Below are 23,031 nucleotides of genomic sequence, written 5' to 3'. Positions count from 1 at the left end.
CGGGCAGGCGGGGGACGTGGTTCTCGGGTAGGGGGCTCCGGCCCGGCGGCACCGCCGCGCGGCGGCATGCCGGGCACCGGAGGGAGTCGCCGGTGTTGCTGTCTGCCGGTGGTGTTGTCTGCCGGTGTTGCTGTCTGCCGGCGCTGTGTTGCCGGTGTTGAGTCCGTGCGCTCACCCGCGCGGGACGCGGCGGGTGGGACGTCTCCGGACGGTTCCGGGCGGTCCTGGATCAGCCGAAGTTGGCCTGGCCGCCGTCCAGGGGGATGGTCGCGCCGGTCAGGTAGCGCATCGCCGGCTGGACGAGCGCGACCACCGCCTTGCCGATGTCGTCCTCGCAGTCGCCGATGTAGCCGAGCGGGATCGTCCTGCGGAACTCCTCGGCCGCCTCGGGGTTGTTCTCGGCCCACCACTTCAGCCCCGGCGACAGGGCGTGCGGGGCGATGTTGTTGGCGCGGATGCCGTCCGGCCCCCACTCGGCCGCGGCCGTCCGGGTCAGCGAGCGGAGCGCCTGCTTGGCCGCCGCATAGGCGCCGTACGTCGCCGGGTCCCAGCGGACCATCGCCGACGTGACCAGATTGACGATGCTGCCGCCGCCGCGCGCCTTCATGTGCGGGTGGCACGCCTTCATGAACGCGAACGCCGCGAACGGGCCGGTAACGAACCCCTTCTGGAACTTCGCGTCGCTCATCTCCAGCAGCGGGCCGTAGGACCCGGAGTAGGCGTTGTTGACCAGGATGTCGACGCCGCCGAAGGCCGCGACGACCTGGTCCACCACCCCCGGGATCGCCTCGGTGTCCGCGACGTCGCACACGAAGGGCTCGGCCTTCGCGCCGCGTTCCCGGATCAGCCCGCAGGTCGCGTCCAGCTTGGCTCCGGTCCGGCCGAGCACGGCGACCGCCGCGCCCTCCGACGCCAGCGCGAGGGCGATGCCCTGGCCGACGCCCTGTCCCGCTCCGGTCACGATCGCGACCCTGTCGCTGAGGCTTCCCATCGTTTCTCCCGCTCAGTCCTGCTTGCGCGCCCAGCCCGGTCCCGGGTCGTGCCCGGTCAGTCCGGTCTGCTCAGTCCTGGTGCGGTCATGGTGATGTGACGCGGCGCACGTAATAGCCCCAGTCCCGCTGAGCGGGAATGAGTTCGACCTGGAACGGTCCGTGACCGTCCCGCTGAGCGGAATGCCCTGGTGGAGCCGGTGTGCCGCAGCCCACAATGGCCATCCCGGCGAGGAGGAGGGGGTTCGATGGACGGCATCGCGAAGCTGACCGGTCCCGGCGGCGAGTTCGAGCTGCGCGAGGAGGAGGTGCTCGGCACCCGGCTGCCCGTGTTCGCCCGCCGCGCCCGCAGCCTCGGCGAGGTGCTCGCCCGCTCGGCGGCCCACGGCGATCGCGACTACATTGTCACCGCGTCCCGCCGGATGTCCTTCGCCGAGCACGCCGCCGCCGTCGCGTCCATGGCGAAGGCGCTGCGCGACGACCTCGGCGTCCGCCCCGGCGACCGCATCGCGATCAACGCCGCCAACTCCCCCGAGTGGATCGTGTCGTTCTGGGCGGCGATCGCCGCCGGCGCCGTCGCCGTCGGCTACAACGCCTGGTGGGCGCCCGCCGAGATCGCGTACGCGCTCGGCCACACCGACCCGAAGATCGTGATCGCCGACGAGAAGCGGGCCGCGCTGATCTCCGAGGACGTGCTGACGATCGAGAAGGACGTCCCGTCGCTGATGGGCCGCTACCCCGGCGCCGAGCTGGACGTCCCCGAGGTCGCCGAGGACGACCCGGCGGTCATCCTCTACACGAGCGGCACCTCGGGCCGGCCGAAGGGCGCCGTCCACTCGCACCGCAACCTGACCTCGGTGATCGAGTACCACCGCTACAACGACGCCGTCATGAGCATGTTCGGCATCGACCCCTCGGACCGCCGCTACCTGCTCGCGCTGCCGCTGTTCCACATCGCGTCCCTGCACAACCTGGCCGTCCCGCGGCTCGCCACCGGCACCGCCGTGGTCATGCACATGGGCGGCTTCGACGTGGACAAGGTGCTCGGCCTCGTCGAGAAGGAGAAGGTCACGAACTGGGGCGCCGTCCCGACGATGGCGCACCGGATGATGGAGCACGGCGACCTGTCGAAGTACGACCTGTCGTCGCTGACCGCGTTCGCGCTGGCCTCGGCGCCGTCGTCGCCCGCGTTCAAGGAGCGGCTCCAGGCCGTGTTCCCGCCCGCGCGCGGCGCCCTCGTCGACAGCTACGGGCTGACGGAGTCGTGCACCGCCATCTCCGTCGCCACCCCGATGGACCTCGCGGAGGCGCCGGGCACGCTCGGCGCCCCCAACGTCGGCGTCCAGCTGGAGATCCGCGACGCCGAGGGCAAGCCCGTCCCGGACGGCACCGAGGGCGAGGTCTGCGCCCGCAGCGCCTTCAACATGATCGGCTACTGGCGGGACCCGGAGGCCACCGCCGCCGCCATCGACGAGGACCGCTGGCTGCGCACCGGCGACTTCGGCACGATCGAGAACGGGCGGCTGCGGCTCACCACCCGCCGCTCCGACCTGATCATCCGCGGTGGCGAGAACGTCTACCCGATCGAGATCGAGAACGTCCTCGCCGAGTACCCGGGCGTCTCGGAGTGCATCGTCATCGGCGTCCCGCACCCCGACCTCGGCCAGGAGGTCGCCGCGGTCGTCGTGTCCGGCGGCACCCCGCCCACGGCCGACGAGCTGACGGCGTTCGCGAAGGAGCGGCTCGCCTACTTCAAGGTCCCGTCCCGCTGGCACATCACCTCCGAGCCGCTGCCCCGCAACGCGACCGGGAAGGTCCTCCGCAAGCAGGTCGAAGAGCAGATCTCCTGAGCATTCCTCTTCCTGCCGGTTCTGTGTCGGGGGCGGCGCCGGTCGTTCTGTCGGGGGCGGCTGGTTGGGTGCGTGCCACCGGCAGGAGGAGGAGACCGTGGACGAGCAGCGGTTCTGGGATCTGGTCGAGGCGGCGTGGGCGCCGCTCGGCACCGGTGCGGCGCGCACGGTGCTCGCCACCCGCGACCCCGGCACGGACGGCTACGAGATGCCCGAGTTCACGGCGGTCGCCGAGGCCCTCGACGGGTTCATCGACAACCTCCGCTCGCTCGCCCGCGACCTCGGCCCGGCGGAGCTGACCGGCCTCGACCGGGTGGTGGAGCGCCTGCTCCACGACATCGACCGCTACGACGTCCACGAGGTCACGGAAGGGTCCGACGACGGCTTCCTGTACGCGCGGGGCTTCATCGTCGCGCTCGGCCGCGAGTTCTACACCGCGGTGGCCGCCGACCCGCGCCTCGCCATCGAGGACGCCTGGTGCGAGCGGATGTGCTACCTGTTCGCCGGGGTGCACAAGGAGCGCTTCGGCGACTACCCGGACACGGGGTCGGGCATCTCCCGCGAGTCCTGCACGAACGCGGCGGGCTGGCCCGACTGACGGGCCCCACTGGCGGGCCCACTGACGGGGCCCGCCGGTCGCGCACCGGTGCCGTCTCGCTGGGCGCGCTCAGCCCGCTCGGGTGCCGGTGAGGGCCTTGTCCGTGTTGCCCAGGCGCTCGTCCAGGAAGTCCTCCCAGGTGCGGGTGCCCCGGTCGGCGCCCTCCAGGGAGAGGTCGTCCCCGGCGCGGTAGGCTCGCCCGGCCTTCCCCGGGATGCGGACGGGCAGCATCAGGCGCCGCTTGCCGCGCGCCTCCAGGTATCCGCGGACGAGCTCTCCCATCCCGTACACCTTGGGGCCTGCAAGGTCGGGGACGCGGCCGGCCGGGGTACCGAGCGCCAGCTCGGCGAGCCGTGCGGCGACGTCCCTCGCGTCGACCGGCTGGAAGCGCAGCCCGCCCGGGTTGGGGACGACCGGCAGCTTGGCCATGCCCTCCACCATCTTCAGCACCAGGTCGTGGAACTGGGCGGCGCGCAGGATCGTGTACGGGACGCCCGAGTCGACGACGGCCTGCTCCGTCTCCACCTGCGACTTCATCCAGGAGAGCGGGACGCGGTCGGCGCCGATGACCGAGATCAGCACCACGTGCTCCACCTCCGCCATCGCCGCGGCCCGCATGAGGTTCCGGGCCACGACCTCGTCGCCCTTCTGACCGCCCGCGAGGTGCACGAGGGTCTCGATCCCGTCGAGGGCGGCGTCGATCCCCTCGTCCTTGAACAGGTCGCCGGTCACGTACTCGATGCCGTCCGCGGGTTCGTGCCGCTTCCGGCTGAACACCCGAAGATCCGCGCCGGCGGCCCGCAGCAGCGGGACGACCTGCCGTCCGACCGTCCCCGTTCCGCCGGTGACCAGGATGGGTGCGCTCATGATTCCTCCAACCGAGCTTTTGATCAGTTCACCCGTGCAGACGGCACAGCCGCTCGATATGTGACATCGCGATGATTTCGACTGGGTGCGGGCCTGATTTTTGCCGGGTGCGCGGTGTGGACGGGCCCGTCCGGGCAAGGGCAATCGGACAGGCGGGCCGGGTGAGGGCGGCGCCGGGCCGGCAGAGCGCGATCGCATGCGAGGAGGTCCATCATGGCGGGCGGAACGATGCTCGACGTCTACACGGGGTTCGACCGGATGCCCATCGCGGGCGAGTGGCGGGCGGGCCGGGCGGGCGGCACCCTCCAGGACACCGACCCCTACACCGGGGACGTCCTGGTGGAGATCCCCCTGGCCGGTGCCGATGACCTCGACGAGGCGTACCGGGCGGCACGCGACGCGCAACCGGCCTGGGCGGCGCGGCCCGCCGCCGAGCGCGCGGAGGTGATGGCGAACGCGGCGCGCATCCTCGCCGACCGGGAGGGCGAGCTGGTCGAATGGCTGCAACGCGAGGCCGGGGCGACGCGGGGCCGGGCCGGGATGGAACTGGCGCTGGTGCGGGCCGTCACGGAGAAGGCCGCCGAGCAGGCCGACCGGATCAACACCTTCATGGGCACCGGCTCGGACATCCCCGGCAAGGAGAACCGCGTCTACCGGCAGGCGGCGGGCGTGGTGGCGGTGATCAGCCCGTGGAACTTCCCCGTCCAGCTGTCGAACCGCTCCGTGGCGCCCGCGCTGGCGCTGGGCAACGCGGTCGTGCTGAAGCCCGCGGGCGACACCCCGGTCACCGGCGGACTGTTCCTCGCCAAGGTCTACGAGGAGGCGGGGCTGCCGCCGGGCCTGCTGAGCGTGCTCATCGGCAGGGGCCGCGACATCGGCGACGCGATCGTGGAGCACGACGTCCCGCGTGTGGTGTCCTTCACCGGGTCCACGCCGGTCGGGCGGGGCATCGCCGCGAAGGCCGGGCTGAAGCGGCTCGCGCTCGAACTGGGCGGCAACGGCCCCCTGGTGGTGCTGGACGACGCCGACCTCGACCAGGCCGTGGCGGGCGCCCTGTACGGGAGCTACTTCCACATGGGGCAGGTGTGCATGGCGACCAACCGCGTCATCGTGGACGCCGCCGTCCACGACGCCTTCGTCGACCGGTTCGTCTCCGCCGCGGCGTCGCTGCGCTACGGCGACCCGCGCGACGACGCGACGCAGCTCGGGCCGGTCATCAACGCCAAGCAGCTCGACTCGATCCGCGACAAGGTGTCGCGGGCCGTCGAGGACGGCGCGGAACTCCTGCTGGGCGGTGACCCGGGCGGCCCCACGGGGCAGGTGCTCCCGCCGCAGGTGCTCCTCGGCGACAACACGGTGGCGACCGCGGCGGAGGAGGTCTTCGGGCCGGTCGCCACCATCATCAAGGCCGACGACGAGGAGCACGCCCTCCGCCTGGCGAACGACACCGAGTACGGGCTGTCGAGCGGCGTCTACTCCGGCGACCGGGACCGGGCGCTGGACTTCGCGCTCCGGGTTCAGGCGGGGATGACCCACATCAACGACACGACCGTGAACGACGACGTCCATGTCGCGTTCGGCGGCGAGAAGGCGTCCGGGCTGGGGCGGTTCGGCGGCGACTGGGTCGTGGAGGAGTTCACCACCCACCACTGGGTCAGCCTCCAGCAGCGGCCCCGCGACTTCCAGTACTGAGTCCTTTCCAGTACTGAGTCCGGCTCGCTCGATTTTCGCTCGGCGTGTCACAGGGGGCGCGGCTGTCTCGTCTCGGGTCTCGACAGCGGATTCACCGGAAGCGCGTTGGGAGCGAGACGACATGAACGAGCAGGTCGAGCGAGGCGAGCAGGTCCAGCGGGTCGAGCGGGATGAGCAGGTCCAGCAGGTCGAGGGGGACGGCCGGGTCGCGCTGGTGACCGGGGCCAACAAGGGGATCGGGCGCGGGGTCGCCGAACACCTCGCCTCGCTGGGCATGACGGTCTTCGTCGGGGCCAGGGACGCGCGTCGCGGCGAGGAGGCCGCCGCCGCGCTGCGCGAGGCGGGCGGCGATGTGCACGCGGTCGCGCTGGACGTCACCGACGCGGCCGCGATCGAGGCGGCCGCGAGCGTGATCGGGCAGCGTTTCGGCCGGCTCGACGTGCTGGTCAACAACGCCGGGATCACCGGGTCCGGCCAGGTCTCCCCGCAGGACGCCACCGACCAGGTGCCGAGTACGGTCGAATTGGACATGGTCAGGGCGGTGTTCGAGACGAACGTGTTCGGGGTGATCGCGGTGACGAACGCGATGCTGCCGCTGCTGCGCCGCTCACCCGCGCCGCGCGTCGTGAACGTCAGCAGCCATGCCGCGTCGCTCACCCTGCTCAGCGACCCGGACGGCCCCTTCGCGGCGCTGCTGCCGTCGGCGGCGTACTCCCCGTCCAAGACGGCGCTCAACGCGCTGACCGTGCACTACGCCAACGAGCTGCGGAAGGACGGCATCCTCGTCAACGCCGTCGCGCCCGGGTTCGTCGACACCGACAGCAACAACCACACCGGGTTCCTCAGCGTCGCGCAGGGCGCCGCGACCGTGGTGCGCCTGGCCACGCTGGACGCGGACGGCCCGACCGCCGGCTTCTTCGCCGAAGAGGGTCCGGTGGCCTGGTGAGGGACGAGTCCTTCGAGGAGCTGCGGCCGCTGCTCTTCTCGATCGCCTACCGGATCCTGGGCAGTGTCAGCGAGGCCGAGGACGCCGTCCAGGAGACCTGGCTGCGCTACACGGCCTCCCCGACCCCGCCGGCGTCCCTCAAGTCGTTCCTCTCGGCGGTCGTCACCAGGATCTCGATCGACGTGCTCCGCTCGGCGCGGCTGCGCCGGGAGGAGTACGCGGGGCCGTGGTTCCCCGAGCCGCTGCTGACCGACCCGTACCAGGACCCGGAGCGCTCGGCGGAACTGGCCGACTCGCTGTCGATGGCGGCGCTGCTGCTGCTGGAACGGCTCAGCCCGCTCGAACGCGCGGTCTTCGTGCTGCGGGACGTGTTCGGGTTCGGCTTCGACGAGGTCGCGTCGGCCGTCGGACGCTCCGAGGCCGCCTGCCGCCAGCTCGCCGTCCGGGCGCGCCGCCACATGGACGCGGGCCGCGCCCGGTTCACCGCGGACCGGACCGAGCGCACCGAACTCGCCGCGCGGTTCCTGGACGCGTTCCGGGAAGGGGACGTCGACGGGCTCCGGGAGCTGCTGGCCGCCGACGTCCAGATGGTCGGCGACGCCGGAGGGAAGGCCCCGCAGCTCGGCAGCCGGATCATCGGCCTGGAGAAGGTGGCGCACGCGCTCGCCTGGTCCGTCTCGCGGTTCGCGCGTGCCGGTGCCGTGCTCGAACAGCGGGAGGTGAACGGGCAGCCGGGCGCGATCGTCCGCGACCGGGACGGCAAGGTGCTCGCCACGTGGGCGCTCGACGTCCTCGACGGGCGGATCCAGGCGATCCGCACCGTCAACAACCCGGACAAGCTCCGGCACGTCGGCCCGGTCGCGGACGCGTGGAGCGCCCTCCGCGCGGCCAACCGGCCGGACCACCGGACCGGGTGACCGCCAGATCGGTGGCGGTCGCCTAGATCGGGTAGCGGGTCGCCTCGTCGATCGGCGTGGGCCTCGACTCCGCTATCGCCTGGGGGGTGGGGGGGACCTCGTGGCCCGGCACCGTGTCCTCCAGCTGGACGCGCGGCGGCAGCGCGCTCCAGCGGCCTTCGGGGGTCCCGGACCGCTCGTGATCGCTCATCTGTCCATCATGCCCGGAGATGCCGGTCATCGGGGGCGCGGTGGGTGTTTGGCGATGAAGAGTCCCTCCGCGGAGACGCAGGTCCGGCCGCCCGCCGCGATCTCGCCGGTGGTGCGGATCTTGCGGCCGTCGACCGAGGTCTGGCGGGCGGTGACCGTCAGGGGCTCGAAGAGCGGGGTCAGGTGGTGGTAGCGGAGGGTCAGTTCCGCCGTCACGCCCGACTCCCCCGCCCAGCCGTTCGCCACGCCCAGGGTGTGGTCGAGCAGGAGCGCGGACACTCCGCCGTGGACGCTGGACGGCGGCCCCTGGTAGGGCAGGCCCAGCGTGACCGTGCCTTCGATGGTGCTGGAGTCGACGGCGCCGTAGGCGACGGGCGGGGCGATCGGGTTCTCCGAGCCGGTGACCGGGTCGTGGCGGGTCATGCCGTCGCCGCGCCACATGTCCACCAGGCGGTCGCGCAGGGGCGGGGCCGTCGCCTCCAGGTCGTCGGCGACGGCGTTCAGGCGGCCGGTGACGGACGCCATGTCGGCGTCCGTCATGTCGCCGGAGCGGACCAGGGCGTCGATGACGCGGCGGGCCGCCTCGACGGCCGCGTCCACTCCGGCGGGGCGGGTGCCCGACGGGAGGTCGATCGTCATGCGGCGTCCCTGGGCAGGCCGAGGATGCGCTCGCCGATGATGTTGAGCTGGACGTCGGTGGTGCCGCCCGCGATCGACATGTTGCGGGAGTTCAGGAACATCCACGTCGGGTCGCCCATGCCTCCCGAGCCGCGGCCGGTGAGCGCCTCCGGGCCGATCCAGTCCACGGCGGTCTCCCACACCTGCTGAATGTGCTCGACGCCGATCAGCTTGCCGATGCTCGACTCGGCGCCCGGCTGTCCGCCCGCGAGGGTCCGCAGCGTGGTGCGCAGGCCGAACAGGCTGCTGGACTGGGCGTCGCAGAGGATCCCGCCGAGGGTCGTCAGCCGCTCGTCGTCGGCGCCGTCGGCCAGCTTGAGGCCCTCGGCGAGGTCGAGCAGGGCCTCGCCGCCGCTGCCGAGGGACGAGTCGTTCGACAGCGACACGCGCTCGTTGGCGAGGGTGGTGCGGGCGAGCCGCCAGCCGTCGCCGGGCTCGGCGACCAGGAGGTCGTCGGGGATGAAGACGCCGTCGAGGAACACTTCGTTGAACAGGGTGTCGCCGGTCAGCTCGCGAAGCGGGCGGATGTCGATCCCCGGGGACCTCATGTCCAGCAGGAAGTACGACAGGCCCTTGTGCTTCGGGACGGACGGGTCCGTCCGGGCGAGCAGGATGCCCCAGTCCGCCTCGCGGGCCATGGACGTCCACACCTTCTGGCCGGTGATCGTCCAGCCGCCCTCGACCTTCTCCGCGCGGGTCGACAGGGCCGCGAGGTCGGAGCCCGCGCCGGGCTCGGAGAACAGCTGGCACCAGCGGATGTCGCCGCGCAGCGAGCCGGGCAGGAACCGCTCGTGCTGTGCCGGCGAGCCGTGCGCGATCAGCGTCGGCACCACCCAGTTGCCGATGATCATGTCGTGGGCGCGCAGGCCCGCGGCGCGCATCTCCTCGGCGATGACGAGCTGGGTGACGGCGTCCGCGCCCTTGCCCCACGGGACGGGGAGGTGCGGGGACGTGTAGCCGCGGTCGGCCAGGTAGGCGGTGCGCTCCTTGCCGGTGAGAACCTTGGCGGGTTCGAGCTCGGCGCGGATCCCGGTGCGGATCTCCTCGGCCTCCGGCGGGAGCTCCACGCTCAGCTCGCGGCGGACGCCGCCGAGGGTCAGCCGGGCGACGCGGCGCCGCCAGGAGGCCGTGGAACCGAGCAGGACGCGGAGCGTCTGCGTGCGGCGCAGGTAGAGGCTCGCGTCGTGCTCCCAGGTGAACCCGATGCCACCGAGGGTCTGGATGCAGTCCTTGGCGGTCTGGAACGCCGCCTCGACGCTGGTCGCTCCCGCCACCGCGGCCGCCAGGGACGCCTCGGCCGCGTCGGTGCCCGGCTCCTGGGCGCGGGCCGCGTCCCAGGCGCAGGCACGGGCCTGCTCGGCGCGCGCGAGCATCCGGGCGCAGCGGTGCTTGACGCCCTGGAACTGGCCGATGGGGCGGCCGAACTGCTCGCGGACCTTGGCGTAGTCGGCGGCCGTCGCCGTCGCCCAGTCCGCCAGCCCGGACGCCTCGGCCGCGAACAGCACCGCCGCCAGGTCGCGGACGGCCTGCTCGTCGATGTCGAGGACGGTGACCGGAGCGTCGGCGACCTCGATGGAGGCCAGGCGGCGGGTCAGGTCGTGGCTCGGGTGCTCCTCGACGGTGGCCGTGGTGCCGGCCAGGACCGCCCAGGTCGTCCTGCCGTCGTCCTTCGCCGGGACGATCAGTACGTCCGCCAGGGCCGCGCCCATGATGGGGCCCGACGTGCCGGTGAGGGTGGCGCCGGAGGCCGTGCGGGTCAGCTTGAGGGTTCCGGAGTCCAGGCCCAGGGCGGCGGTCTTCGTGCCGTCGGCCAGCGACGGCAGGTGGTCGGTGTGGCCGGCGCGGTGCAGGACGGCGCTCGACAGGACGGTCGGCAGGAACGGGCCCGGCGTCATGGCGCGCCCCAGTTCCTCCAGGACCACCGCCAGTTCGACGATGCCGTAGCCCGCGCCGCCCGCGTCCTCCGGGAGGTGGAGGCCGAGCAGGCCCTGCGCGGCGAGGTCGGCCCAGAACTCCGGCGCCTTCTCGCGGTCGGCGTCCACACTGGCGCGGACCACGACCTGGGTCACCTGCCGGGAGGTGAAGGCCCGCACGGCGTCGCGCAGGTCGCGGTGCTCCTCGGTCAGCCCGATGGTCATCTGCTCAGATCCGTTCGATGATCGTGGCCGTGGAGTGCGCGCCGCCCGCGCACATCGTGACGAGGGCGGTCGACGCGTCGGACCGCTCCAGCTCGTTCACGGCCTGCGTGATGAGGCGGGCGCCGGTCGAGCCGACCGCGTGGCCGAGCGCGATGGCGCCGCCGTTGACGTTGACCCTGTCCATGTCCGCGTCGAGCACCGACGCCCAGGACAGGACGACCGACGCGAACGCCTCGTTGATCTCGACGAGGTCGATGTCGGACAGCTTCATGCCCGCCCGCTCCAGCACGTGCCGGGTCGACTCGATGGGCCCGTCCAAGTGGTAGTACGGGTCGGACCCGACCATGCCGGACGCGATGATCCGGGCGCGGGGGCGCAGGCCCAGCTCGGCGGCCCGGTCGGCGGACATCAGCAGCACGGCCGCGGCGCCGTCGCTGATCTGCGACGAGTTGCCCGCGGTGTGGATGCCGTCCGGCAGCACCGGCTTCAGCCCGGCGAGCGCCTCCGCGGTCGTGTCGCGGAGCCCCTGGTCGCGGGTGACCACGGCGGTCTCACCGGTCGGGCCCTCCTTGGTCATGACGGGCGCCTCGACCGGGAGGATCTGCCCGGCGAACCGGTCGTCCGCCCAGGCCGCCTTCGCCTTGGCCTGCGAGGCGAGGCCGAGCGCGTCGGCGTCCTCGCGGGTGATGCCGCGCCTGCGCGCGATGCGCTCGGCGGCGGTGAACTGGTCCGGGTAGTCGATGTCCCAGCCCTCGGGGGCGGGGCTGCCGGTCTCCGGGGTCAGCGCCTGGCCGAGGAACACGCGGCTCATCGCCTCGACGCCGCAGCCGATGCCGGTGTGGATCGTCCCGGCCTCGATCAGCGCCGCGACCAGGTGCACGGCCTGCTGGGACGAGCCGCACGCGCAGTCGATGGTCGTGCACGCCGTCGTGTAGGGCAGGCCCGCGTACAGCCAGGCGTTGCGGGTGACGTTGTTGGACTGCTCCCCGGCCTGGGTGACGCATCCGCCGACGACCTGCCCGACCGTGGCGGCGTCGACGCCGGCGCGGTCGAGCAGCCCGCGCTGCGCCGCCCCGAGCAGCTGCGCGGGATGCAGCCCGGACAGGGCGCCGTGGCGCTTGCCGACCGGCGTCCGGACGGCATCGACGATGACGGCCTCGGGCATGGGGGTATCTCCTTGGGTGCGAAGCGGGCGGATCTGGGGCGGGCCGGGGCCAGTGGGCCCGGGGGTCAATGGGCCCGGGAGTCAGTGGGCCCGGGAGTCAGTGGGCCGTGGGAGTCAGTGGGCCGCGGTGAGGACGCGCTTGGCCCAGCGGTAGTCGGCCTTCCCGCTCGGCGAGCGGACGACCGCGTCGGTGAACGTGACCACGGCGGGGATCTTGTAGCCGGCGAGGTGCCCGCGGCAGTGGGCGCGCAGGTCCTCGGCGGTGGCGGACGCGCCCTCGCGCAGCTCGACCACGGCGGCGACGCGCTCGCCGAAGCGGTCGTCGGGGACTCCGGCGACGAGGGCGTCCATCACGGCGGGGTGCGCCTTGAGCGCCTGCTCGACCTCTTCGGGGAAGACCTTCTCGCCGCCGGTGTTGATGCAGCCGGACCCGCGGCCGAGGACGACGACCGTGCCGTCCTCCTCCAGGCGGGCCATGTCGCCCAGGATCGACCAGCGCTTCCCGTCGATCACGGGGAACGTCTTCGCGGTCTTCTCCGGGTCGTTGTAATAGCCGAGCGGGACGTGGCCGGAGCGGGCGACGTAGCCGACCTCGTCCGAACCGGGCGCGACGGGGCGCAGGGCGGCGTCCACGACGGTGACGCGGGGGTCGGCGGCGAGGCGCATCAGGCCGTCGTCGCCGACGCTGATGTTGCCGTCCACGCCCGACTCGGACGCGCCGAAGCCGTTGTTGATGTGGATGCCGGGGATCAGCTCGCCGAACTCGTCCTGGACGCTGCGGGACAGGATCGCGCCGCCCGAGCCGAGCACCTTCACCGACGAGAGGTCGTAGTCGGCGCCGTGCGCGCGGATCGCGTCGGCGAGCGGCCGCGCGATCGCGTCCCCGACCACCGCGACGATCATGGGCTGCTCGCGGTCGATCGTGCGGAGCGCCTCGATCGGGTCGAAGCGCCGCATGAGGATCGTCCGGCAGCCGGTCAGCAGCGCCATGAGCAGCGTGTAGGACGCGGCGCCGTGCATGAGCGGCATCGTCAGCAGGAAGCTGAGCTCGAAGCCGCCCTTCGCGGCCTCGGCGAGCTCCTCGGCGGTGCGGCGCGGCTCGCCGTAGGGGTTCCCTCCCTTGAGCGCGGCGAAGTAGAAGTCCTCATGCCGCCAGACGACGCCCTTGGGGTCCCCGGTCGTGCCGCCCGTGTAGAGGACGTAGTGGTCGTCGGCGCTGCGGCCCTCGCGCAGGGACGGGTCGGGCTCGCCCGGCTCGGCGGAGTAGTCCTCGACACCGATCCGCGCCGGCCACTCGGGCTTTTCTGCCGTGTCGCCCGTCCGGACGATGGAGACGGCGCGCAGCAGCGGGCAGTCGCCGGCGACGCGGGCCGCCGCGGGCGCGAAGGCGTCGTCCACGACGAGGCCGGTCAGCTCGGCGTTGGTGTAGAGGTAGTGCAGCTCCCGGTCGGTGTACCGGTAGTTGATGTTGATCGGCACGGCGCGGGCCTTCAGGCAGCCGAGCAGCACCTCGACGTACTCGGTGCCGTTCAGCATGTGCAGGCCCACGTGCTCGCCCGGCGCGATGCCCGCGGCGCGCAGCCGGCGGCCCGCGGCGTCGGCGCGTGCGTCCAGCTCGGCGAAGGTCAGCCTGCGGTCGCCGCAGACGAGGGCGAGGCGGTCCGGGACGGCGGCCGCCACGGCCTCGAACAGGGTCGCCAGGTTCAGCGTCATGCGCGGCACACTAGAATTCGTTCTCATTGGGAGGCAACGACAGTCCCACTCAGCGGATACGGCAGGTCGCGCCGATGACACCACCTGCATTACCCGCTCAGCGGGACGGCAACCCGGGTAGAAGTAGAATTCGTACTAGCCTCCGGTCCGGCAACCGAACACCGCCCCCAACCGAACACCGACCCGGAGGCTTCGATGAACGCTGACCTCTCCCTGGCGGGCCGCACCGCCATCGTCACCGGCGCGGGCGCCGGGCTGGGCCGCGCCGAGGCACTCGCGCTGGCCGCGCAGGGCGCCAACGTCGTCGTCAACGACATGGGCCCGGCGGCGGACGACGTCGTCGCCGAGATCAAGGCGGCGGGCGGCGAAGCCCTCGCGGTGAAGGGCGACGTCGGCGACTGGTCGCTGGGCGACACGCTGGTGTCGGCGGCCGTCGACACGTTCGGCTCGCTGGACGTCGTGGTCAACAACGCGGGCGTGCTGCGCGACAAGATGCTGTTCAACCTGTCCGAGTCGGACTGGGACGACGTCATCCACGTCCACCTGAAGGGGCACGCGTCGGTGTCCCGCGCCGCCGCCGTGCACTGGCGCGCGGCGAGCAAGGCCGCCGGCGGCCCCGTCTACGGACGCGTGATCAACACCGCGTCGGAGGCGTTCCTGTTCGGGTCGGCGGGCCAGCCGAACTACTCCGCCGCCAAGGCCGGCATCGTCGCGCTGACGCTGTCGACGTCCGCCGGGCTCGGCCGGTACGGGGTGCGCGCCAACGCGATCTGCCCCCGCGCCCGGACGGCGATGACGGAGGCGACGTTCGCCGAGGGCACCGCGCCCGGCGGGCTGGACGCGATGGCGCCCGAGCGGGTCGGCACGTTCGTCGGCTACCTGGCCTCCCCCGCGTCCGAGAAGATCACCGGCCAGGTGTTCGTGGTGTACGGCGACATGGTCGCGCTGATGGCCGCGCCGACCGTGGAGCACAAGTTCACCGCCGCCGAGGGCGTGTTCTCCGTCGAGGAGTTCGGCGCGCAGGTCACGCCGTACTTCGACGGCCGCGACCCGCAGCGGACCTACGCCGCCTACAGCGTCGCCGCGCTCGACAACACCGGGACCAGCAAGTACTGATCCCGCCGCTCCGACCCACCGGAGTCCGCCCTGAGGCGCGACGGGGCGGACTCCGGTGCCCGCGGAGGCGGGCCGGGCCCGGCGCACCGGACCCGGCAGGGGTACAGAAGGCCGGCAGGGGTACAGAAGGCCGGCAGGGCTCAGAAGCGGTCGGCCTCGCGCAGGGTCGCCTCGGCGCCGCCGTCGACGTAGATGACCTGGCCGGTCATGTGGGTGTTGGCCGGGGAGATCAGCCAGGCCAGGGCCGACGCGATCACCTCGGGGCCGGCGAAGCCGTTGAGCGGCATCGGCACGGCTTCCTTCATGATCTGGAACATGCCCTCGTCCTCGAACAGCGGGGCGCTCATCGGGGTCTTCACCACGCCGGGCGCGATCGCGTTCAGCGGGATGCCCGCGCCCGCCCACTCGGGGGTGGTGCAGACCCGGCGCAGCCACTGCGCGAGCGCCGACTTCGACGACGGGTAGAGCAGGCCGCCGAAGCCGCCCTCCTCCACCTTGGTCGCCGCCGCGATCGCGCCGGGCTCGTCGCCCTCCAGGGCGAGGCGGACGACGTCGTCGTCCACCGGGTGGGTACCGGAGATCGAGCCGACCACGGCGGCGCGCGGCGCCTCGGCCGCGGCGAGCGCGGGGCGCAGGCCCTCCAGCAGCCCGACGACGCCGAAGAAGTTGACCTTCACCGGCATGATCGTGAAGTCGGAGACGCCCGCGCAGGCCACGACGGCGTCGAGCCGCCCGCCGGCCTTCTCCAGCGTCTGCTCGACCGCGCTCGCCCGGCCCTCGGGGACGCTGAGGTCCGCGCGGACGTCGGCGTCGTGCAGGTCGATGCCGATGACGTTCTCGCCGGCGTCCCGGAGCATCCCGGCGAGGGACTCGCCGATGCCGGACGCCGAACCGCTGACGGCGATGGTGCGTGCCATGTCTCTGTCTCCTAGGTGTGGGCGCCGCCGTCGACGCGGAAGTCGGCACCGGTGTAGTAGCCGGCGTCGGACGACCCCGCGAACGCGATCGCGGCGGCGATCTGCTCGGGGTCCGCGGCGCCGTAGTAGGACCGGATCTTGGAAAAGTAGTCGAGGTCGACCCCGGGCGGGAACATGTCGGGCGAACGCGTCAGCGGGGTGTCGACCGCGCCCGGGGAGATCGGCACGACCCGGATGCGGCGCGCCGCCAGCTCGGCGGCCAGGCTGAGGGAGAACGCCAGGACGGCGCCCTTCGACGCCGAGTACGCCGTCATGTACGGGTTGCCCTGCGTCGCCGACAGCGAGGCCGTGTTGACGATCACGCCGGTGCGGTCGGGGAGGTGCTTGAGCGCCTCGCGGCAGAACAGGGCGGTCCCGACGAGGTTGACGGAGAACAGCCGGTTCAGGTCGGCGACGGTGAGCGTCTCGATGGGCGTCGTCTTGTGGACGCCCGCCACGTTGATGAGGACGTCGATGCCGCCGAGGGTCTCGGCCGCGTCCGCGACGGCCGCCACCACGGCGGGCTCGTCGGTCACGTCGGCGGTGCGGGTCGTGATGGTCCCGGGCCCGGTGACCGCGGCGGCCGTCTCGGCGAGGCCCTTCTCGGCGAGGTCCACGGCGTAGACCGCGGCGCCCTCGGAGGTGAGGCGGATCGCCGTGGCCCGTCCGATGCCGGACGCCGCCCCGGTGAGCAGCACTTTCACGCCGTCATAGCGATTCATGGCGGCACGCTAGCCGCGGCCCCGGCCGGTCCGCCTGGACCGTCCCGATCACTGGGAGGCCGCACCGCCGCCGGAGGCGCCGTTCCCGGGCGCGTCGCCGGACGCGTCCTCGGGCTCGTTCGCGGACCGGCTCCCGGACGGGCTCGCGGTCGCGTTCGAGCGCGGGGCGAGCAGCAGCCGGCAGGCCAGCCGGATGTCGCTCTCCACGTCCGCCATGGAGGCGCGCCCGTTCAGGCTCGACTGGAGCACCCCGTACCAGCACTGCATCAGCAGCCGGACGAGCGTGACGTCCTGCGCGGTCGGGACGTCGATGCCCACGGCGCGCAGCAGGATCTCGCGGAACGTGCTGTCGATGTGGACGGTGTCGGCCACGGTCGCGACGTGCGCGGTGTTCGACGCGTGCAGCATCGACGCCGACAGGACGGGCTGCGCCATCAGGTTCCGGCTGGCCTGCACGAGCAGGTCGGCGACGGCGTCCTCGGGCGCGACGCCGGGCGCGGGCTCGGAGACCTGCTCGCGGAGCCGGTCGACCTGCGCCGCCATCACCGCGGTGAACAGGTGCACCTTCGACGGGAAGTACCGGTACAGGGTGCCGATCGCCACCCCGGCCGCCTTCGCCACCTCGTGCATCTGGACGCGTTCGAGGGACTTCTCCGCACCGATGCGCGACGCGGCGCGGAGGATGCGCTGCCGCCGGTCGTGCTGCTCGGGTGAGCTGGGCTCGGCGGACATCCTCGCCGCTGCGATCCTCGCCACGGTCCTCCCCCCGGTCCTTCGGTGCGCCGGCTCCCGCCAAGCCGCCCCTGTCGGCTGACTGTGTTCACTGACTGCGCGTGCTGACAGGCTCTGCCCGCTGACAAGGAAGAATATCCAGCCTCCCGGGCTCCCCCGCGATCGCCGATACCGGTCAGTGGGACGCGCCGTCCCACCGTGGCGTACGCCACGTCTACGTTGTGGCCGCGCCGGGATCACGAGGCTGGAGGGGACGTCACCGTGGGGAACTGGGACGACGAGTACGACGTGGTGGTGGCCGGCTCCGGGGCCGGCGCGATGGCCGGGGCGTACACCGCGGCCAGGGCGGGGCTGCGGACGGCCGTCCTGGAGAAGACGGCGGTGCTCGGCGGGACGTCCGCGTACTCCGGGTCGGCGATCTGGCTGCCCGGCACGCGGGTGCAGGAGCGCGCCGGGCTCGGCGACTCGACGGAGGCGGCGCGCGACTACCTGCGGGCCCTGCTCGGGGACGCCGAGGAGGAGCGCCGGGAGGCGTTCCTGGCGACGGCGCCCGAGCTGGTGGACTTCCTGGAGCGGGACCCGGAGATCGAGTTCCGGTTCCAGGCGTTCCCCGACTACTACGCCGCGCCCGGCCGCATGGACATGGGCCGGTCGTTCGTGCCGCTGGAGCTGCCGGTCGAGCGGCTCGGCGAGCGCGCCGGGCTGGTGCGGCCGCCGGTCGACCGCGACCGCGCGGGCCGGGGCCACGCCGCGAAGCCGCTGGCGCAGGGCCGGGCGCTGATCGGGCGGCTGCTGCTGGCGTTGACCGCGACCGGTAACGGCACCGTCCTGACCGGGACGCCGCTGACCGGCCTGATCGTCGAGGACGGGCGGGTCGCGGGCGTCGAGGCGGGCGGGCGCCGGATCCGGGCCGCGCGGGGCGTGCTGCTGGCGGCGGGCGGGTTCGAGGCGTCCGCCGGGCTGCGCGCGGAGCGCGGCGTGCCGGGCGGCGCGGAGTGGACGATGGCCCCGGACGGCGCGAACACCGGCGACGCGATCGAGGCGGCCGTGCGGATCGGCGCGTCCACCGGGCTGCTCGACCAGGCGTGGTTCTGCCCCGGCCTGCTCACCCCCGACGGGCGTCCCGCGTTCACGCTCGGGTTCCGGGGCGGGCTCATCGTGGACGGCTCGGGCCGCCGCTTCGCCAACGAGTCGCTCCCCTACGACCAGATGGGGCGGAAGATGGCCGCCGCCGAGGGACCGTTCCATCTGATCTTCGACGCGCGGTCCGGCGGGCTGCCCGCGATCTCCGTCCCGCCGCTGGCGGCCGGCGAGCAGGTGGCGTCCGGGCGGTGGGTCCAGGCGGAGTCGATCGGCGACCTCGCCGCGAAGACCGGGCTGCCCGCCGACGCGCTGGCCGCGACCGTCGAGCGCTTCAACGGCTTCGCCGCCAAGGGAGCGGACGACGACTTCCACCGCGGCGAGGACCCCTACGACCTGTACTTCTCCGGCGGGAAGCCGTGCGTGGTCGCCGTCGACCGGCCCCCGTACTTCGCGGCGGAGGTCGTGCTGAGCGACCTCGGGACGAAGGGCGGGCTGCGCACCGACGCCGACGCCCGCGTCCTGGACGCCGAGGGCCGCCCCATCCCCGGCCTCTACGCCGCCGGCAACACCAGTGCCTCGTTCACCGGCCCCGTCTACCCGGGGCCGGGCGTTCCGATCGGCTCGGCGATGGCGTTCGCCTACCGCGCCGTCCAGCACATCCGGGCGGTTCACGACGACAGGGCCGCCTAGTACATCAGGAGGGATCGCACTTGAGGATCTTGGGAAGGGCCGCGGGCGCCGCGGTCGCCGCGGTCACCTGCGCGGCGGCGGCCGGGATCGCCGCCGTCCCCGCGCAGGCCGCGCCCGGGCCGCGCGGCGCGCTGCTGAGCAGCCGCCCGCTGGCGAACGCGGCGGCGCTGCCGAGCGCGTCCGCGAACCGGTTCGTCACCTACGTCTCCGAGGGAGCCGGCGGGAAGCGGATCACGGTGTCGGGCACGGTCGCCGTCCCGAAGGGCACCCCGCCGCCCGGCGGCTGGCCGGTGCTGAGCTGGGCGCACGGCACCACCGGCACCGCCGACCGGTGCGCCCCGTCCGCCGACACCGCGGACGGCCCCGCGCACGACTACCTGGCGATCACCGAGCGGTACCTGGACCGGTGGGTCGCGAACGGGTTCGCCGTCGTCCAGACCGACTACGAGGGCCTCGGCACCCCCGGCGGGCACCCGTACATGAACGGCGCCAGCGAGGCCAACACCGTCACCGACATCGTGCGGGCCGCCCGCAGGGCCGACCGCCGCATCGGGCGCGACTGGTACGTCGCCGGGCACAGCCAGGGCGGGCAGGCGACGCTCTACACGGCGGCGGCACGGCAGACGCCCCGCGACATCCGGCTGAAGGGGGCCGTGGCGATCGCGCCCGGCTCCTCCATGAGCCAGACCGCGCAGTACGTGAAGGCGCAGTACCCCGGTGCCGAGATCGCGCTGCCGTTCCTGTTCGTCCTGCTGAACGGGGCGAACGCGGCCGACCCGGCGTTCGTCCCCGAGGACCTGCTGACCCCCGACGCCGGCGCCGTCGCCGCGGCGGGCCGCAAGGACGCGTGCCTGCTCCAGCTCAAGCAGCTCAGCGCGAACCTGCCGCTGGACAACGTGTTCCGACCGGACGCCGACCTCACCCGGTTCGAGCGGTACTACGACGCGCAGGAGCCGCTCGGCCTGACCATCAAGGTCCCGACGCTGGTCGTCCAGGGCACCGCCGACCGCGAGGTCTCCCCCGCCGCGACGCGGAACGTCGTCGGCGACCTCTGCGAGCGCTACGGGAGCATCGCCTACCGGCCGTTCGAGGGCGCCGACCACCGGGGAGCCATCCCGGCGTCCTTCGACGCGGCCCTGCGATTCGCGCAGGACGTGCAGAACGGCGGAACCCCGCCCAGCACCTGCTGACACAAGCACCTGCAGACACAGCACCTGGCCGACACAGCGCCTTCTGAGAGCGGGGTGCGGGGCCGCGGCGCGGCTCAGACGAGGTTGTCCTCGACCTTGAGGCCGAAGACGCCGCGGCCCCACATCGACAGGGCGTGCTCGACGTCGTTGGCCACGTGGACGCTGCCCGCGTGGGCGTCCCGCCAGGCCCGCTCGATGACGTTGCCGCGGTGCAGCGAGTTGCCGCCGGCGGTCTTGAACAGGATGTCGATCGCCTCGATGGCGCGCTCGGTGCCGCGGACCTGGTCGCGCCGGGCGCGCAGCCGCAGCTCCATCGGGATCTTCTCGTTCCGGACCGCGTACTCGTAGATCTCCCGGACGTTCCGGTCGGTCTGCAGGATGGCGGCGTCGATCTCCGACGCGGCGCGCGCGACCGCGACCTGGGCGTGCGGGTCCTCGACGAAGCGGCCGCCGCCGAGGCTGAGCCGGATCCGGTCGCGCATCTTCGCCACGTAGTGGTCGTGGCAGCCCGCCGCCATGCCGATCACGCTGGCCGCGACGGTGCTGGTGAAGATCGTCCCGAACGGCATCCGGTACAGCGGGCCGGTGTTGACCTTGCGGCCCGGGTTGCGCAGCTGGGCCTGCTCGAAGTTGCGCATGGCCCGGTGGGACGGGACGAACGCGCGCTCCACCACGACGTCGTCGCTGGCGGTGCCGCGCAGGCCCATCGAGTCCCAGACCTCGCGGATCTCGTAGTCCTGCTTCGGGACGAGCACCGTCATGAAGTCGACGGGGCGGCCCTCCGCGCCGACGACGAGCGCGCCGAGCAGCGCCCACGACACGAACTCGACGCCGGAGGAGAACGACCAGCGGCCGGTCAGCTCGTAGCCGCCGTCGACCGGGGTGAGCCGGCCGATCGGGGCGTAGGAGGAGGAGACGAGGGTGTCAGGCCCGGCCTCCCACACCTCGCGCTGCGCCTCGTCGGCGAACAGGCCGAGATGCCAGGAGTGCACGCCGAGGATCGCGGCGACCCAGCCGGTCGAACCGCACGCGCCGGAGATCGCCCGGACCACCTCGTAGAACTCCACGGGGTCGCCCTCGGCGCCGCCGTACCGGGCGGGCTGCAGCATCCGGAACACCCCTGCGGCGGTCAGCTCGCGGATCGTCTCGGCGGGGATGCCCCCCTTCTCGTCCACGGACCGGGCCCGCTCGGCGATGCCCGGCAGCAGCTCGCGCACGGCGTCCAGGACCTCGTTGCTCATCCCTGCTCCCGTCTTCCCGATGAACGCACCTGCAGAAGACCATGCTGCCCTGCCGCCGCGAGGGCGGGCGTCCCGGCCACCGGGACTCGCCGGCCGGGACGGTGACCTGCGACCTAACGTTCGATTTACCCAGCCATCGCCGAAGGGATGATCCACGTGACCGCAACCGAGTCGGACGCCGTCCGCGCCATCGAGGCGGAGGCGATCGCCCGCCGTTTCGCCCGGGGATGGCACTGCCTCGGGCTCGCCGAGAAGTTCAAGGACGGCAAGCCCCACACGGTCAACGCGTTCGGCCAGAAGCTCGTCGTGTTCACCGGCGAGGACGGCAAGACCAACGTCCTGGACGCCTACTGCCGGCACATGGGCGGCGACCTGTCCCAGGGCACCGTCAAGGGCAACGAGATCGCCTGCCCCTTCCACGACTGGCGGTGGGGCGGCGACGGGCGCTGCAAGAAGATCCCGTACTCGCGCCGCGTCCCGCTGCGCGCGCGCACCGCCGCGTGGCCGACGATGGAGCAGGACAAGCTGCTCTTCGTGTGGAACGACCCGGAGGGCAACAAGCCCCCGGCGGACGTGACGATCCCGGTGATCGAGGGCGCGACCCGCGACGACTGGACCGACTGGCGCTGGACGGAGACGGTCGTCCACACCAACGCGCGCGAGGTCATCGACAACGTCGTGGACATGGCGCACTTCTTCTACATCCACAAGTCGTTCCCGACGTACTTCAAGAACATCTTCGAGGGGCAGACGGCCACCCAGATCATGAAGGGCCGGACCCGCGAGGACGCCCGCGCGGCGCGCGACGGCAGCGGCGGCGGCCCGCGGATGCTCGGCAACACCTCCGTGGCGTCCTACCACGGCCCCTCGTTCATGATCGACGAGCTGACGTACCACTACGAGGGGTACGACCTGAACTCGGTGCTGATCAACTGCCACTACCCGATCGACGAGAACTCGTTCTCGCTGCACTCGGGGATCATCGTCCAGCACAGCGACGCGCTCCCGCCGGAGGCCGCCGAGGCGACCGCGCAGAAGCTGTCGGACTTCATCCTCGCCGGCTTCGAGCAGGACATCGAGATCTGGCGGAACAAGACCCGCATCGACAACCCGCTGCTGTGCGAGGAGGACGGCCCCGTCTACCAGCTGCGCCGCTGGTACCAGCAGTTCTACGTGGACGTCGCCGACGTCACCCCGGAGATGACCGACCGCTTCGAGTTCGAGATCGACACGACGCGTCCGGTGGAGTCCTGGGAGAAGGAGGTCGAGGAGAACCTCGCGCGCCGCGAGGCCGAAGGGGCCTCGGCGTGACCACGCGCCAGGACGAGCGGCTCCTCGACGGCCCGCTGACGCCGGTGTCCTGCCGGCGCTGCGCCGCCGAGGTGCTGGTGCGCAAGGCGAGCTGGGAGCAGACGAGCATCCAGTGGAACGCCGCCGCGCGGGCCGCCTGCGTGAACCTCGCCGACGACCCGCACGAGACGTGCCCGGCGCTGCGCTCGGCCATCCAGGAGGCGGCGCTGACCGGCGCCGTGAAGGTGGTCGAGTGAGGGCGGCCGAGT

Annotated in this window: 21 protein-coding genes; 10 read left to right on the top strand and 11 right to left on the bottom strand. The window is 72.9% G+C overall.

All coding sequences use genetic code 11. The features are described from left to right. Positions 1-229: 229 nt before the first annotated feature. Entirely contained in the window at positions 230-991 is a 762-nt protein-coding gene (locus tag CHF16_RS34185) for an SDR family NAD(P)-dependent oxidoreductase (RefSeq protein ID WP_089330317.1), read from the bottom strand. 246 nt (positions 992-1,237) lie between these two features. On the opposite strand from CHF16_RS34185, the gene casG reads away from it, so the two are divergent. Next, positions 1,238-2,839 (top strand): steroid-24-oyl-CoA synthetase, encoded by a 1,602-nt coding sequence (gene casG / locus CHF16_RS34180; RefSeq protein WP_089330316.1) that lies wholly within the window; start codon positions 1,238-1,240, stop codon positions 2,837-2,839. Between the two features lie 97 nt (positions 2,840-2,936). Further along, positions 2,937-3,437: a DUF4240 domain-containing protein gene (locus CHF16_RS34175; protein WP_089330315.1), complete on the top strand. Its 501-nt coding sequence runs from the start codon at positions 2,937-2,939 to the stop codon at positions 3,435-3,437. A 69-nt stretch (positions 3,438-3,506) separates the two neighbouring features. Here the strand turns inward: CHF16_RS34175 and CHF16_RS34170 are convergent, their stop codons facing one another. Next, entirely contained in the window at positions 3,507-4,304 is a 798-nt protein-coding gene (locus CHF16_RS34170) for an SDR family oxidoreductase (RefSeq protein ID WP_089330314.1), read from the bottom strand. Positions 4,305-4,517: 213 nt separating this feature from the next. Between CHF16_RS34170 and CHF16_RS34165 the strand changes: the two genes are divergently transcribed. From CHF16_RS34165 to CHF16_RS34155, 3 genes are all read left to right on the top strand, one after another. Then, a complete protein-coding gene (locus CHF16_RS34165; RefSeq protein WP_089330313.1) occupies positions 4,518-5,996 on the top strand; it encodes an aldehyde dehydrogenase family protein in 1,479 nt (492 codons plus the stop codon). A gap of 121 nt (positions 5,997-6,117) precedes the next feature. After that, on the top strand, positions 6,118-6,942 hold the full coding sequence (locus tag CHF16_RS34160) for an SDR family NAD(P)-dependent oxidoreductase (RefSeq protein WP_089330312.1): 825 nt from the start codon (positions 6,118-6,120) through the stop codon (positions 6,940-6,942). Then, the gene (locus CHF16_RS34155) at positions 6,936-7,859 is read left to right on the top strand and encodes an RNA polymerase sigma-70 factor (RefSeq protein ID WP_089330311.1); all 924 of its coding nucleotides are present in this window, start codon (positions 6,936-6,938) and stop codon (positions 7,857-7,859) included. Before CHF16_RS34160 ends, CHF16_RS34155 begins: the two co-directional genes overlap by 7 nt. A gap of 22 nt (positions 7,860-7,881) precedes the next feature. Here CHF16_RS34155 and CHF16_RS40620 read toward each other — a convergent pair whose 3' ends face one another. From CHF16_RS40620 to CHF16_RS34135, 5 genes are all read right to left on the bottom strand, one after another. Next, entirely contained in the window at positions 7,882-8,049 is a 168-nt protein-coding gene (locus CHF16_RS40620; RefSeq protein WP_179271836.1) for a hypothetical protein, read from the bottom strand. A 26-nt stretch (positions 8,050-8,075) separates the two neighbouring features. Then, on the bottom strand, positions 8,076-8,687 hold the full coding sequence (locus CHF16_RS34150; protein WP_089330310.1) for a PaaI family thioesterase: 612 nt from the start codon (positions 8,685-8,687) through the stop codon (positions 8,076-8,078). Then, positions 8,684-10,864 (bottom strand): acyl-CoA dehydrogenase family protein, encoded by a 2,181-nt coding sequence (locus CHF16_RS34145; RefSeq protein WP_089330309.1) that lies wholly within the window; start codon positions 10,862-10,864, stop codon positions 8,684-8,686. The genes CHF16_RS34150 and CHF16_RS34145 overlap by 4 nt, the downstream gene beginning before the upstream one ends. A gap of 4 nt (positions 10,865-10,868) precedes the next feature. Next, positions 10,869-12,029, bottom strand: a complete 1,161-nt coding sequence (locus CHF16_RS34140; RefSeq protein WP_089330308.1) for a steroid 3-ketoacyl-CoA thiolase — start codon at positions 12,027-12,029, stop codon at positions 10,869-10,871. A 114-nt stretch (positions 12,030-12,143) separates the two neighbouring features. Next, a complete protein-coding gene (locus CHF16_RS34135; protein WP_089330307.1) occupies positions 12,144-13,742 on the bottom strand; it encodes an acyl-CoA synthetase in 1,599 nt (532 codons plus the stop codon). A gap of 195 nt (positions 13,743-13,937) precedes the next feature. Here CHF16_RS34135 and CHF16_RS34130 point away from each other — a divergent pair, with 195 nt between their 5' ends. After that, a complete protein-coding gene (locus CHF16_RS34130; RefSeq protein ID WP_089330306.1) occupies positions 13,938-14,858 on the top strand; it encodes an SDR family NAD(P)-dependent oxidoreductase in 921 nt (306 codons plus the stop codon). Positions 14,859-14,998: 140 nt separating this feature from the next. Here CHF16_RS34130 and CHF16_RS34125 read toward each other — a convergent pair whose 3' ends face one another. The 3 genes from CHF16_RS34125 to CHF16_RS34115 are packed head-to-tail and all read right to left on the bottom strand — an operon-like array spanning position 14,999 to position 17,292. Continuing rightward, a complete protein-coding gene (locus tag CHF16_RS34125; RefSeq protein ID WP_089330305.1) occupies positions 14,999-15,775 on the bottom strand; it encodes an SDR family oxidoreductase in 777 nt (258 codons plus the stop codon). 11 nt (positions 15,776-15,786) lie between these two features. After that, positions 15,787-16,536 (bottom strand): SDR family NAD(P)-dependent oxidoreductase, encoded by a 750-nt coding sequence (locus CHF16_RS34120; RefSeq protein ID WP_089330304.1) that lies wholly within the window; start codon positions 16,534-16,536, stop codon positions 15,787-15,789. Between the two features lie 48 nt (positions 16,537-16,584). After that, entirely contained in the window at positions 16,585-17,292 is a 708-nt protein-coding gene (locus CHF16_RS34115; protein ID WP_179271835.1) for a TetR/AcrR family transcriptional regulator, read from the bottom strand. A 237-nt stretch (positions 17,293-17,529) separates the two neighbouring features. On the opposite strand from CHF16_RS34115, the gene CHF16_RS34110 reads away from it, so the two are divergent. Next, a complete protein-coding gene (locus tag CHF16_RS34110) occupies positions 17,530-19,041 on the top strand; it encodes an FAD-dependent oxidoreductase (RefSeq protein ID WP_089330302.1) in 1,512 nt (503 codons plus the stop codon). A 20-nt stretch (positions 19,042-19,061) separates the two neighbouring features. Next, entirely contained in the window at positions 19,062-20,231 is a 1,170-nt protein-coding gene (locus CHF16_RS34105) for an alpha/beta hydrolase family protein (protein ID WP_218826978.1), read from the top strand. A gap of 74 nt (positions 20,232-20,305) precedes the next feature. Here CHF16_RS34105 and hsaA read toward each other — a convergent pair whose 3' ends face one another. Next, positions 20,306-21,472: a 3-hydroxy-9,10-secoandrosta-1,3,5(10)-triene-9,17-dione monooxygenase oxygenase subunit gene (hsaA, locus tag CHF16_RS34100; RefSeq protein WP_089330301.1), complete on the bottom strand. Its 1,167-nt coding sequence runs from the start codon at positions 21,470-21,472 to the stop codon at positions 20,306-20,308. Positions 21,473-21,619: 147 nt separating this feature from the next. Here hsaA and CHF16_RS34095 point away from each other — a divergent pair, with 147 nt between their 5' ends. Then, on the top strand, positions 21,620-22,783 hold the full coding sequence (locus tag CHF16_RS34095) for a 3-ketosteroid-9-alpha-monooxygenase, oxygenase component (RefSeq protein ID WP_089330300.1): 1,164 nt from the start codon (positions 21,620-21,622) through the stop codon (positions 22,781-22,783). Beyond that, positions 22,780-23,019, top strand: coding sequence for a ferredoxin (locus CHF16_RS34090; protein WP_089330299.1), 240 nt, complete (start codon positions 22,780-22,782; stop codon positions 23,017-23,019). Before CHF16_RS34095 ends, CHF16_RS34090 begins: the two co-directional genes overlap by 4 nt. Positions 23,020-23,031: the final 12 nt, after the last annotated feature.

The organism is Actinomadura meyerae, assembly GCF_900188445.1.
GTDB lineage: Bacteria > Actinomycetota > Actinomycetes > Streptosporangiales > Streptosporangiaceae > Spirillospora > Spirillospora meyerae.
The sequence above is the reverse complement of the archived record's forward strand: the minus strand, read 5'-3'. Positions and strand labels throughout refer to the sequence as shown.

Coding starts and splice junctions, on each gene's coding strand:
- CHF16_RS34120 (WP_089330304.1), bottom strand. CDS start 16,536: ATGAATCGCTATGACGGCGTGAAAGTGCTGCTCACCGGGGCGGCGTCC.
- CHF16_RS34125 (WP_089330305.1), bottom strand. CDS start 15,775: ATGGCACGCACCATCGCCGTCAGCGGTTCGGCGTCCGGCATCGGCGAG.
- CHF16_RS34095 (WP_089330300.1), top strand. CDS start 21,620: ATGATCCACGTGACCGCAACCGAGTCGGACGCCGTCCGCGCCATCGAG.
- CHF16_RS34185 (WP_089330317.1), bottom strand. CDS start 991: ATGGGAAGCCTCAGCGACAGGGTCGCGATCGTGACCGGAGCGGGACAG.
- CHF16_RS40620 (WP_179271836.1), bottom strand. CDS start 8,049: ATGAGCGATCACGAGCGGTCCGGGACCCCCGAAGGCCGCTGGAGCGCG.
- CHF16_RS34150 (WP_089330310.1), bottom strand. CDS start 8,687: ATGACGATCGACCTCCCGTCGGGCACCCGCCCCGCCGGAGTGGACGCG.
- CHF16_RS34145 (WP_089330309.1), bottom strand. CDS start 10,864: ATGACCATCGGGCTGACCGAGGAGCACCGCGACCTGCGCGACGCCGTG.
- CHF16_RS34165 (WP_089330313.1), top strand. CDS start 4,518: ATGGCGGGCGGAACGATGCTCGACGTCTACACGGGGTTCGACCGGATG.
- CHF16_RS34160 (WP_089330312.1), top strand. CDS start 6,118: ATGAACGAGCAGGTCGAGCGAGGCGAGCAGGTCCAGCGGGTCGAGCGG.
- casG (WP_089330316.1), top strand. CDS start 1,238: ATGGACGGCATCGCGAAGCTGACCGGTCCCGGCGGCGAGTTCGAGCTG.
- CHF16_RS34130 (WP_089330306.1), top strand. CDS start 13,938: ATGAACGCTGACCTCTCCCTGGCGGGCCGCACCGCCATCGTCACCGGC.
- CHF16_RS34140 (WP_089330308.1), bottom strand. CDS start 12,029: ATGCCCGAGGCCGTCATCGTCGATGCCGTCCGGACGCCGGTCGGCAAG.
- CHF16_RS34170 (WP_089330314.1), bottom strand. CDS start 4,304: ATGAGCGCACCCATCCTGGTCACCGGCGGAACGGGGACGGTCGGACGG.
- hsaA (WP_089330301.1), bottom strand. CDS start 21,472: ATGAGCAACGAGGTCCTGGACGCCGTGCGCGAGCTGCTGCCGGGCATC.
- CHF16_RS34135 (WP_089330307.1), bottom strand. CDS start 13,742: ATGACGCTGAACCTGGCGACCCTGTTCGAGGCCGTGGCGGCCGCCGTC.